Origin of the sequence: Vibrio sp. D431a, from assembly GCF_030248655.1 — a bacterium.
In the GTDB taxonomy this organism is placed as follows: domain Bacteria; phylum Pseudomonadota; class Gammaproteobacteria; order Enterobacterales; family Vibrionaceae; genus Vibrio; species Vibrio alginolyticus.
Window position 1 is genome coordinate 79,162 of the sequence record NZ_JAHGAP010000012.1, and the last position, 9,381, is coordinate 88,542.

At 44.2% G+C, this 9,381-nt stretch carries 6 protein-coding genes and 13 tRNA genes; 16 read left to right on the top strand and 3 right to left on the bottom strand.

Translation table 11 applies throughout. The features are described 5' to 3' along the window. Positions 1-8 precede the first annotated feature (8 nt). Positions 9-728 (bottom strand): tRNA (guanosine(46)-N7)-methyltransferase TrmB, encoded by a 720-nt coding sequence (gene trmB, locus KJB35_RS10415; protein WP_005384506.1) that lies wholly within the window; start codon positions 726-728, stop codon positions 9-11. A 203-nt stretch (positions 729-931) separates the two neighbouring features. On the opposite strand from trmB, the gene mutY reads away from it, so the two are divergent. The 16 genes from mutY to KJB35_RS10495 all read left to right on the top strand — a co-directional run bounded on the left by mutY (position 932) and on the right by KJB35_RS10495 (position 7,032). After that, the gene (mutY, locus tag KJB35_RS10420) at positions 932-2,008 is read left to right on the top strand and encodes an A/G-specific adenine glycosylase (protein ID WP_017635575.1); all 1,077 of its coding nucleotides are present in this window, start codon (positions 932-934) and stop codon (positions 2,006-2,008) included. 19 nt (positions 2,009-2,027) lie between these two features. Further along, a complete protein-coding gene (locus tag KJB35_RS10425) occupies positions 2,028-2,300 on the top strand; it encodes an oxidative damage protection protein (RefSeq protein ID WP_005381002.1) in 273 nt (90 codons plus the stop codon). Positions 2,301-2,377: 77 nt separating this feature from the next. Further along, positions 2,378-3,517, top strand: a complete 1,140-nt coding sequence (mltC, locus tag KJB35_RS10430; protein ID WP_005381001.1) for a membrane-bound lytic murein transglycosylase MltC — start codon at positions 2,378-2,380, stop codon at positions 3,515-3,517. A gap of 100 nt (positions 3,518-3,617) precedes the next feature. Continuing rightward, positions 3,618-3,693: transfer RNA gene (locus KJB35_RS10435), tRNA-Phe, on the top strand. 66 nt (positions 3,694-3,759) lie between these two features. Beyond that, positions 3,760-3,835: transfer RNA gene (locus KJB35_RS10440), tRNA-Thr, on the top strand. 7 nt (positions 3,836-3,842) lie between these two features. Continuing rightward, positions 3,843-3,918 (top strand) — tRNA-Phe (locus tag KJB35_RS10445). Between the two features lie 45 nt (positions 3,919-3,963). Then, positions 3,964-4,039 (top strand) — tRNA-Asn (locus KJB35_RS10450). A gap of 71 nt (positions 4,040-4,110) precedes the next feature. Then, positions 4,111-4,186 (top strand) — tRNA-Thr (locus tag KJB35_RS10455). 7 nt (positions 4,187-4,193) lie between these two features. Beyond that, a tRNA-Phe gene (locus KJB35_RS10460) sits at positions 4,194-4,269 on the top strand. A gap of 45 nt (positions 4,270-4,314) precedes the next feature. Then, positions 4,315-4,390: transfer RNA gene (locus tag KJB35_RS10465), tRNA-Asn, on the top strand. Positions 4,391-4,665: 275 nt separating this feature from the next. After that, positions 4,666-6,291 carry a methyl-accepting chemotaxis protein gene (locus KJB35_RS10470; RefSeq protein WP_213908006.1) on the top strand — a complete coding sequence of 542 codons (1,626 nt, stop codon included), beginning with the start codon at positions 4,666-4,668 and terminating at the stop codon, positions 6,289-6,291. Positions 6,292-6,524: 233 nt separating this feature from the next. Then, positions 6,525-6,600, top strand: a tRNA-Phe gene (locus KJB35_RS10475). A gap of 52 nt (positions 6,601-6,652) precedes the next feature. Continuing rightward, positions 6,653-6,728 (top strand) — tRNA-Thr (locus tag KJB35_RS10480). A gap of 22 nt (positions 6,729-6,750) precedes the next feature. Beyond that, a tRNA-Asn gene (locus tag KJB35_RS10485) sits at positions 6,751-6,826 on the top strand. A 39-nt stretch (positions 6,827-6,865) separates the two neighbouring features. Beyond that, positions 6,866-6,941: transfer RNA gene (locus tag KJB35_RS10490), tRNA-Thr, on the top strand. A gap of 15 nt (positions 6,942-6,956) precedes the next feature. Next, positions 6,957-7,032 (top strand) — tRNA-Asn (locus tag KJB35_RS10495). Between the two features lie 246 nt (positions 7,033-7,278). Here the strand turns inward: KJB35_RS10495 and KJB35_RS10500 are convergent. Together KJB35_RS10500 and KJB35_RS10505 are read right to left on the bottom strand one after the other, a co-directional pair. After that, on the bottom strand, positions 7,279-8,715 hold the full coding sequence (locus KJB35_RS10500) for an NAD-dependent succinate-semialdehyde dehydrogenase (RefSeq protein ID WP_081007970.1): 1,437 nt from the start codon (positions 8,713-8,715) through the stop codon (positions 7,279-7,281). A 497-nt stretch (positions 8,716-9,212) separates the two neighbouring features. Further along, positions 9,213-9,289 (bottom strand) — tRNA-Asp (locus KJB35_RS10505). Positions 9,290-9,381: the final 92 nt, after the last annotated feature.

Genomic DNA, 9,381 nt, shown 5'->3' on the forward strand with positions numbered 1-9,381 from the left:
TCCTCTGGTTACGCAATACGCTTATATTTGATATCCCAAACACCGTGACCAAGACGGTGACCACGAGCTTCAAACTTCGTTAGCGGGCGATCGTCTGGACGAGGAACGAAATCACCATCTTTAGCAATGTTTTCGAAACCTGGCGCTTGGTTCATCACTTCAATCATGTGCTCTGCGTAGTTTTCCCAGTCGGTCGCCATGTGGAAAATACCTTCATTAGGGATAAGCTTCTCACGCACCATTTCCGCAAAACCTAATTGAACAATACGACGCTTGTGGTGACGCTTCTTATGCCAAGGGTCTGGGAAGAACAATTGCAGTGTCGATAAGCTGCCATTTGGGATCATGTGTTCGAATACTTCTACCGCATCGTGACACATTACACGCAGGTTAGTAATTCCCGCTTCGCGAGCATCGGCAAGACAAGCACCAACGCCTGGGCTATGAACTTCGATACCGATGAAGTTTTTCTCTGGCGCGTTCTTTGCCATTTCAACCAATGAAGCACCCATACCAAAACCGATCTCAAGCACTACTGGGTTATCGTTGCCAAACACCTCTTTCCAATCGAGAAGTTCAGCTTTGAAGTCAATACCCATCGTAGGCCAGCATTCATTCATCGCGCTCTCTTGACCTTTAGTCAAACGCCCTTCACGGCGTACAAAGCTGCGGATTTTGCGGATCAGCTTTCCGTCTTCGTTGTATTCGTTAGTGGTTACTTCACTCATTGATTTTGCCTGCACATTGATTAATCAAAGCGGGGATTATCCAAAGAATTTACTTAGGTGCAAGTATTTGTTGAGCTCTTGGTCTATGGCAACCCAAAAGCAACGACACACCTCTTTATATCCCTACTGTTTATCCGTTGTACTTCTTGCCCATTATGTGGTGCAATTTTGCACCTAACCAATACTAGAATACAGAGCAAGTCGTGACACCTTTCGCCAGTGCCATCCTAGAATGGTATGACGCATATGGAAGAAAAGATCTTCCGTGGCAACAAAATAAGACCGCATACAGTGTCTGGTTGTCTGAAATTATGCTTCAGCAAACTCAGGTCACTACGGTTATTCCGTATTACCAACGTTTCTTGGAGCGCTTTCCAACCGTGATCGATCTTGCCAATGCTGAGCAAGATGAAGTCCTACACCTTTGGACTGGCTTAGGGTACTACGCCCGAGCCCGTAACCTTCACAAAGCAGCACAAGAGGTCGCCTCTACATACAATGGTGAGTTTCCTCTTGATATAGAGAAAATGAACGCCCTACCGGGGATTGGTCGCTCTACCGCTGCCGCCATTTTATCGTCTGTGTATAAACAACCACACGCGATTCTTGATGGTAACGTGAAGCGCACCCTATCCCGCTGTTTCGCAGTTGCAGGATGGCCAGGACAAAAAAAGGTTGAAAACCAGCTGTGGGAAATTGCCGAAACGCACACCCCACAAACGGATGTAGATAAGTATAACCAGGCAATGATGGACATGGGCGCAATGGTCTGCACACGCAGCAAACCCAAATGTAGCCTCTGCCCTGTTGCTGATCTGTGTGTGGCAAAGCAACAAGGTAATGTGCTCGACTACCCGGGCAAAAAACCGAAGAAAGATAAGCCAATCAAGCAAACTCGTTTCGTGATGCTTCACCACAACACCGAAAATGGTCATGAGGTGTGGTTGGAGCAAAGACCACAAACAGGCATTTGGGGTGGCTTATTCTGCTTCCCACAAACCGAACATGTGGATGCAGAAAGCGACATTGAATTGCTACTGGATCAACGCGGCATTCAAGCCAGCAATATCAAACAGAAGCAAACACTGATTACCTTTCGTCATACATTCAGCCATTACCACCTAGATATCACGCCAATTTTGATTGATTTATCAAAGCAACCGGACGTGATAATGGAAGGCAACAAAGGTCTTTGGTATAACTTATCTAAACCTGAAGAAGTCGGTTTAGCCGCGCCAGTAAAACTATTGCTGGAAACGCTACCCCACGAACTTCGTTAATTGAATACAAGGAGTCATTATGAGCCGCACTGTATTTTGTGCTCGACTAAAGAAAGAAGGCGAAGGTCTAGACTTTCAACTTTACCCTGGTGAACTAGGTAAACGCATTTTCGACAACATCTCGAAAGAAGCGTGGGCTCAGTGGCAACACAAACAAACCATGTTGATCAACGAGAAGAAACTCAACATGATGGATCCAGAACACCGCAAACTGATCGAAACAGAAATGGTAAATTTCCTCTTTGAAGGAAAAGACGTTCATATCGAAGGTTACACACCTCCGAGCGAATAAAGTCGCTTGAGTTAAACAATGACATCACAACCATTTGTGGTGTCATTTTTCTATTACCTTCAATAACTCTGATACTTATGAAAAAAATTGTCTTTATTGCTGCCGCACTTTTAATGGCAGGCTGTAGCCGTGAATTCGTCGAAAAGATTTATGACGTCAACTACGAGCCAACAAACCGTTTTGCCAATAACTTAGCTGAGCTACCAGGACAATTTGAAAAAGATACTGCGGCGCTAGATGCCTTAATCAATAGCTTTTCAGGCAATATTCAAAAGCGCTGGGGTAAAAAAGAAATCAAGTACGCTGGCAAGAGTAATTACGTTAAGTACATCGATAACTACCTTAGCCGCGCCGAGGTCGACTTTCGCAAAGGCGTGATCACGATAGAGACCGTATCACCGACCGAGCCCCAAAAACACCTAAAAGACGCGATTGTCACCACCTTATTAACACCAGACGATCCCGCGCACGTCGACTTATTCTCCTCTAAAGGTATCACGTTAGAGGGGCAACCATTCCTGTATAAACAAGTTGTCGACCAAGACAATAAGCCAATTCAATGGTCTTGGCGGGCAAACCGATTTGCGGAATACCTCATCGCAAATAAAATAAAAACCAAAAATGTAGATTTCAAGAAAGCGTATTACGTCGAAATTCCCATGGTTGAAGACCACTTTTCAACACGCAGCTACCAATACGCCGATATCGTGCGTCGAGCTTCCAAGAAATACGACATTCCAGAAGACTTGATATACGCCATTATTAAAACCGAGAGCAGTTTCAACCCATACGCGGTAAGTTGGGCAAATGCATATGGCCTAATGCAAGTTGTACCTAAAACCGCGGGACGAGATGTGTTCAAACTCGTGAAAAAGCGCTCGGGCCAACCAAGCCCTGAATATTTGTTTAATCCAGAAAACAACATAGATACTGGTACTGCGTATTTCTATATCTTAAAAAATCGTTATTTAAGAGAAGTCCGCCACCCTACCTCTCTCGAGTACAGCATGATTTCAGCTTACAATGGCGGTACTGGAGGAGTTTTAAACACATTTCATCGCAGTGATCGCAAACGCGCAATGCAAGATCTTAATTCATTGCAACCCAACCAAGTTTATTGGGCGTTAACCAAGAAACACCCGAACGCAGAAGCGCGTCGCTACCTAGAAAAAGTTACAAATTTCAAAAAGGAATTTAACTCGAAGCAAACTTTGTAGTGACAGTTGAATAAAAAGCGTTCGAACAACCACTTTTTTGAAATTATTTAAAAAAAGTGGTTGACGCAACGCGGGAAAATCCGTTTAATAGCGCTCCGTTGCCCGGATAGCTCAGTCGGTAGAGCAGAGGATTGAAAATCCTCGTGTCGGTGGTTCGATTCCGCCTCCGGGCACCACAATTTGATTTGTTGGTGTCTTAACGAAATGTTATAACACGGACAAAAGCACAAAGAATAAAGTGTGCCGACTTAGCTCAGTAGGTAGAGCAACTGACTTGTAATCAGTAGGTCACCAGTTCGATTCCGGTAGTCGGCACCATTCTTTTGCCTCGATAGCTCAGTCGGTAGAGCAGAGGATTGAAAATCCTCGTGTCGGTGGTTCGATTCCGCCTCGAGGCACCATATTTGGTGCACTTGCTTCATAAGCAAGACACAAAAAAGAATAGTTCCTCCTTAGCTCAGTTGGTAGAGCGACGGACTGTTAATCCGCAGGTCGCTGGTTCGAGCCCAGCAGGAGGAGCCAATTTCTAGAATCTTACTTAAGTGAGATTTTAAAAACTGAAGAGATAATCTCTTCTAGAAAGAATACAGAGTGCCGACTTAGCTCAGTAGGTAGAGCAACTGACTTGTAATCAGTAGGTCACCAGTTCGATTCCGGTAGTCGGCACCATTCTTTTGCCTCGATAGCTCAGTCGGTAGAGCAGAGGATTGAAAATCCTCGTGTCGGTGGTTCGATTCCGCCTCGAGGCACCATATCTGGTGCACTTGCTTCATAAGCAAGACACAAAAAAGAATAATTCCTCCTTAGCTCAGTTGGTAGAGCGACGGACTGTTAATCCGCAGGTCGCTGGTTCGAGCCCAGCAGGAGGAGCCACTTTTAAAGCCGCATCACTTGATGCGGCTTTTTTGTATCTGCTTTATACGTCATTTCTCACTTTCCCATTTATCTGCACTTCATTTCTAAACATCAGCGAACATTAAATCCTTTCTTCAAAAATACTTATTTCACGCTAAAAATTTAATCCTCATCGTAATTTCAATACGCATTAGTATCCGAGCATATTTATCTTCACTAAGATGCCCAAGTTATTACATTTCTTCTTTTAGCTATGCCTTGCATAGTGATAACACTTTATTTGTGAGCTAAATATGAAACTAAAAACTCAAGCCTATTTATTATCTGCGATCATATTGCTAGCTCTCCTAGCTCTGACCGCAACGGGCTTATGGACACTTCGCGTCGCAAGTAACCTTGATAACAAAGCTCGAGTTACTGAGCTATTTAAAAGTGCGTACAGCATACTTACCGAAGTAGAAAAGATGGCTATCGAAGGCAAAATGCCGGAAGACGAAGCGAAAGCATTAGCCACTCGCCTACTTCGTAACAATATCTACAAAGACAACGAATACGTTTATGTCGCAGATGAAAATATGATGTTCATCGCCGCACCACTAGACCCTCAACTGCACGGAACCAGCTTCCATGACTTTAGAGATGGCAGTGGTAATAGCGTAGGCCAACTCATTCTAGATGTATTGGGGCACAAAACAGGTCAGATCGTTGAATATACCTGGAGCCAAAAACAAGCTGATGGCAGCATTGAAGAAAAACACTCGATAGCAGAAAAAACACCACACTGGGGCTGGGTTGTCGGTACAGGTATTGGCTTTAATGAAGTTAACGCACGTTTTTGGTCGACAGCACAATGGCAGCTTGTGCTGTGTCTGATTATCGCGGGAAGTATTCTAAGTGGCCTGATCATTTCGATTCGCAAAATGCTTCATCTACTTGGTGGAGAGCCTAACGACGTGCGTAAAGCAGTTCAAGCTGTCGCTCAAGGAGACATTCAGACCAGTTTTGATACTGTGGCACCGAGAGGAAGTATCTATCGTGCCGTGCAAGATATGAGTCAATCACTAGCTACTATGGTGACAAACCTAGAGAAGTCTATGCATGCACTGCGCGCAGAGTTGTTTGCCGTAGAGGCTCGATCAAATACGATTGCCGATCTTACCGTATCTCAGCAGCAATCAACGGCGATGATTGCCACTGCGATGACTGAAATGGCATCTTCAGCCAACCATGTTGCCAATTCAGCAAGCGACACCGCAAACAATACGGACGAGGCTGACAAACAAAGCCAACATACTCAGAAACTCATTCATAACACGGTTGAAAACATTCAAGGTTTAACTTCTCAATTAAATACTGCGAGTAAAGCGGTCGCCGATCTAGATCAGGATGTAAATAATATTGTAAAAGTGCTCGATGTGATTGGTGATATTGCAGAGCAAACAAACCTATTGGCACTCAATGCAGCCATTGAAGCAGCACGTGCTGGAGAACAAGGCCGAGGCTTCGCAGTCGTTGCTGATGAGGTACGCAACCTAGCAGGACGCACACAAGACAGCACAAAAGAGATTCAGTATATGATCTCCAATCTGCAAGAAGGCTCTCGCAATGCCATTCACACAATGGAAATATGTGCAGAAACCAGTGAAAGCACTGTTACAGAGTCTAAGAATGCCTCTGAAGCTCTACAGCAAATTGTAACGGCGTTAGAATCTATCACCACAATGAGCCAGCAGATCGCTACTGCTGCCGCTGAGCAGACGCAGGTTAGCGATGATATTGCGCTACGCATAAACCTTATCGAGGAAAGCGGAGGCCAACTCAACTCTGTCGTAACCGAGAGCCAATCAAATACTCAAAGTTTAGCTTCACTAGCGAATGAGCTAGAAGGTTGGGTAAACAAGTTCTCAGTAAAGCACTAGTTTAAAGTCAATTGTTCAATAAAAAGCACGTTTTCAGACGTGCTTTTTTGTTTTTATCGCCTTTATTTTGCAAGTGAACACACTATCAATGTTAAAACATCGCTTAAAGCATGGCGCATTGCTGCTAAAAACGCATAAAAACAGCCCACTCCGAGCACAAATTCATCAAACGATATTTTATTTTAATTTTATTGTTGACCTGAAAGCCGAAAAGCCTTTTAATACACCTCGTCGCCCGGATAGCTCAGTCGGTAGAGCAGAGGATTGAAAATCCTCGTGTCGGTGGTTCGATTCCGCCTCCGGGCACCACAATTTATTAATTGTTGGTGCTTAGCACGAACAATGTTAAAGAATAAAATGTGCCGACTTAGCTCAGTAGGTAGAGCAACTGACTTGTAATCAGTAGGTCACCAGTTCGATTCCGGTAGTCGGCACCATTTATTCTCTTAAAAAGACAATTCCTCCTTAGCTCAGTTGGTAGAGCGACGGACTGTTAATCCGCAGGTCGCTGGTTCGAGCCCAGCAGGAGGAGCCAATTTTCATTATTAAGTTAATAACTTATTAATGACATTGTGCCGACTTAGCTCAGTAGGTAGAGCAACTGACTTGTAATCAGTAGGTCACCAGTTCGATTCCGGTAGTCGGCACCACTTATTAAAATTTGTTCCTCCTTAGCTCAGTTGGTAGAGCGACGGACTGTTAATCCGCAGGTCGCTGGTTCGAGCCCAGCAGGAGGAGCCATATTAGAAGAAGCCGCATCACTTGATGCGGCTTTTTTGTATTAGTTTAAAGCTAAGCTCTCTCCTACTACCCACGAAATAACATAAGCGCTTTGATTATTAAAAACCGCTTACCGCAAGCTAACTATCGACTCACTAAGTAACCAGAAAATATTAACCACAAACGCGCGTGGCAAATGGTGTATCTTTCAACTAAAAAAAGCCAGGTAAAAACCTAGCTTTTTAATTCAATCGGCCATCTCTGAAATCAGCTTAAACCACCAAGACAAATATACTTTGTCTCCAGATATTCATCGAGTCCTTGCTTAGCACCTTCCCGTCCAACACCCGACTCTTTAACTCCACCAAATGGAGCCACTTCAGTAGAGATGATCCCTTCATTAACTCCAACCATGCCGTACTCTAAACCTTCACTAAAAGCCATAATACGCTTCAAGCTATTCGTATAGAAATAGCAAGCCAAACCATATTCTGTATCGTTCGCCATTTCGAGAACTTGATAATCATTTTCAAAGGTAACAATAGGCAACACAGGCCCGAATAGCTCTTGCTGAACAATCGACATATTCTGCGTCACACTATCCAAAAGAACGGGCTCCATAAAGCGACCAGGCCGTCTCTGTGGAGAGTTAGCAATAGAGGCTCCTTCTTGTACAGCTTGATCGATCACCGCCTCTAGTCGATGCTTAGAGGCCATCGTAATAACAGGACCTAATGTGACACCTTTCTCTAAACCATTTCCAAGCTTTAATTTGCTTAACTTCGACAATACTTTATCAATAAAAGCTTGTTTTACATTTTTATGAACATATAGCCGATTGGTACAAACACATGTTTGCCCTGCATTACGGAACTTCGACGCGACAAGCCCTTCCGCAGCCTCATCTAAGTCTGCATCTTCAAACACGATGAAAGGCGCATTACCACCCAACTCCATCGACACCGCCTTGACTGAATCACTGGCTTGCTTCATCAAAATTTTCCCAACGCGCGTAGACCCCGTAAAAGAGATCTTCTGAATCCTAGGATCAGTACTTAGTACTTGACCAAACTCAGCAGCCTGCTCCGACACCACGACAGAAAGCAGTTCTTTAGGGATACCAGCCTGATAAGCTAATTCAACAACAGCAATTGCAGTGAGAGGGGTAAGCTCTGATGGCTTGATCAACATGCCACAACCTGCCGCTAGGGCTGGTGCTGCTTTTCTTGTAATCATCGCAATAGGGAAGTTCCAAGGTGTAATTGCAGCGCATACTCCCACAGGCTGGCGAATTGCAGATAGACGTCTATCTGTCGTGGGGGCAGGAATAACTTCGCCATAAGCACGTTTTGCTTCTTCTGAGAACCACTCGACAAAAGAGGCACCATACATCACTTCCCCTTTGCTCTCAGCTAAAGGTTTACCCTGCTCTAAGGTAATAATCGTGGCTATGTCTTCTGCATTATCAAGAAGTAGTTGATACCACCCCCTCAAACGACGAGAGCGCTCTTTGGCACTTAATTTAGCCCAACGGACTTGCTCCGTTTTGCACTGACCAATGAGATCATCTAACTCATCAAGAGTACTAGGCTTTAACCGAATTAACTCTTGCTCAGTTGCAGGGTTGATGACCACAATTCCCTCTTCGGAAGACCATTGCTTAAATACAGATTTCAGCGTTTCATTTTTTATTTGTTGCATCATCAAACATACTCCTCAAGAACTCCTCTTAGGTTAATCGCTACTAGCAAGTTCAGCAAAGAAAACAAAGTTTTCTAAAAGGCATTAATTTTCGGAAGACTTAGATCTCTTCCTCACTATATTTCGGGAAATTGCGTAATCCACGCAACGACGGTCCCGCTCTAAACATGGAAGCAATGAATGTTTGAGAAATAAGATGTAGAAAATTATTGTTTAAGAGAGACGCTAACAAAACGCGCAGTGAGGAAGACTATTCATTCTACTACGGTTGAGGGCGAGTGTTATAAAGACTCATTGTTCAAATGACCAATCTTTCAACGAGGACATAATACAAACTCGGAGTAATTGGAAGTGCAGGCAGCAGGCCCATCTTCCTGAGAAACTCATGTGCCAAAAGGGTAAAGAAAGTCGTATTGTCTCGCCTTCAATGTGTAAATGCATTTTTAGGGGACACGACCAAACGAAAAAGCCCCAGTCTTTCGACTGGGGCTTAATATAAGTGGCGGAGTGGACGGGACTCGAACCCGCGACCCCCGGCGTGACAGGCCGGTATTCTAACCAACTGAACTACCACTCCGCAGTGGTATCACTCGCTTTAATAAGCAAGTGTCCGCTTTTGTCTTCACTTTTCGAAAAAGTGAAAATAAAACTAAAGCCTGGCGATGTCCT

Coding starts and splice junctions, on each gene's coding strand:
- trmB (WP_005384506.1), bottom strand. CDS start 728: ATGAGTGAAGTAACCACTAACGAATACAACGAAGACGGAAAGCTGATC.
- KJB35_RS10425 (WP_005381002.1), top strand. CDS start 2,028: ATGAGCCGCACTGTATTTTGTGCTCGACTAAAGAAAGAAGGCGAAGGT.
- mltC (WP_005381001.1), top strand. CDS start 2,378: ATGAAAAAAATTGTCTTTATTGCTGCCGCACTTTTAATGGCAGGCTGT.
- KJB35_RS10470 (WP_213908006.1), top strand. CDS start 4,666: ATGAAACTAAAAACTCAAGCCTATTTATTATCTGCGATCATATTGCTA.
- KJB35_RS10500 (WP_081007970.1), bottom strand. CDS start 8,715: ATGATGCAACAAATAAAAAATGAAACGCTGAAATCTGTATTTAAGCAA.